Origin of the sequence: Mesonia oceanica (genome assembly GCF_902499555.1) — a bacterium.
In the GTDB taxonomy this organism is placed as follows: Bacteria; Bacteroidota; Bacteroidia; order Flavobacteriales; family Flavobacteriaceae; genus Mesonia; species Mesonia oceanica.
On the sequence record NZ_CABVMM010000047.1, the window covers coordinates 1 to 1,687 of the forward strand.

Genomic DNA, 1,687 nt, shown 5'->3' on the forward strand with positions numbered 1-1,687 from the left:
TGGAACGCAGCTAACCTTCGATGCGAACACGGTAACCTACACGAACAATAATGACGGGACTTACACTTTTACGAACGACAATGGAGAAAGCTTAACGGTTGATATCATCAATGAAGTAGCGACCGATATCCAGAACCAGGGCGATGTGTATACGGAGATCATCAATTTGTTGGAGACCAACAGTGATGTACTGATGGATAATGGAGATGGTACCTTTACCCATACCACGGTTGACGGTACCGAGCTGACTTTCGATGCCAATACGGTCAGCTACACGAACAATAATGACGGGACTTACACTTTTACGAACGACAATGGAGAAAGCTTAACGGTTGATATCATCAATGAAGTAGCGACCGATATCCAGAACCAGGGCGATGTGTATACGGAGATCATCAATTTGTTGGAGACCAACAGTGATGTACTGATGGATAATGGAGATGGTACCTTTACCCATACCACGGTTGACGGTACCGAGCTGACTTTCGATGCCAATACGGTCAGCTACACGAACAATAATGACGGGACTTACACTTTTACGAACGACAATGGAGAAAGCTTAACGGTTGATATCATCAATGAAGTAGCGACCGATATCCAGAACCAGGGAGATGTTTACAATGAGATCATCAATTTGTTGGAAAGTAACAGTGATGTACTGGTGGATAATGGCGATGGTACTTTTACCCATACCACGGTTGACGGGACCGAGCTGACTTTCGATGCCAATACGGTCAGCTACACGAACAACAATGACGGGACTTACACCTTTACCAACGATAATGGGGAGAGCTTAACAGTCGATATCATCAATGAAGTAGCGACCGATATCCAAAACCAGGGCGATGTGTATACGGAGATCATCAATTTGTTGGAGACCAACAGTGATGTACTGGTAGACAATGGCGATGGCACCTTTACCCATACCGCGGTAGATGGAACGCAGCTAACCTTCGATGCGAACACGGTAACCTACACGAACAATAATGACGGGACTTACACTTTTACGAACGACAATGGAGAAAGCTTAACGGTAGATATCCTCAATGAAGTGGCGAACGATATCCAGAACCAAGGAGATGTGTATACGGAGATCATTAATTTGTTGGAAAGCAACAGCGATGTACTGGTAGACAATGGGGATGGTACTTTTACCCATACCACGGTTGACGGGACCGAGCTGACCTTCGATGCGAACACGGTCAGCTACACTAACAATAATGACGGTACTTACACTTTTACGAACGATAACGGAGAAAGCTTAACGGTTGATATCATTAATGAAGTAGCGACCGATATCCAGAACCAGGGCTATGTGTATACGGAGATCGTCAATTTATTGAATACCAACAGCGATGTGCTTGTTGACAATGGGGATGGTACTTTTACCCATACTGCGGTAGATGGAGCGCAGCTGACCTTCGATGCCAATACGGTCAGCTACACGAACAACAATGACGGGACTTACACCTTTACCAACGATAATGGGGAGAGCTTAACAGTCGATATCATCAATGAAGTAGCGACCGATATCCAAAACCAGGGCGATGTGTATACGGAGATCATCAATTTGTTGGAGACCAACAGTGATGTACTGGTAGACAATGGCGATGGCACCTTTACCCATACCGCGGTAGATGGAACGCAGCTAACCTTCGATGCGAACACGGTAACCTACACGAACAAT

General features: G+C 45.3%; 1 protein-coding gene. It reads left to right on the top strand.

The genetic code is table 11. The features are described 5' to 3' along the window. Positions 1 to 1,687, top strand: a 1,687-nt coding sequence (locus tag FVB9532_RS19585) for a beta strand repeat-containing protein (RefSeq protein ID WP_194716598.1), incomplete at both ends; no start/stop codon positions are given.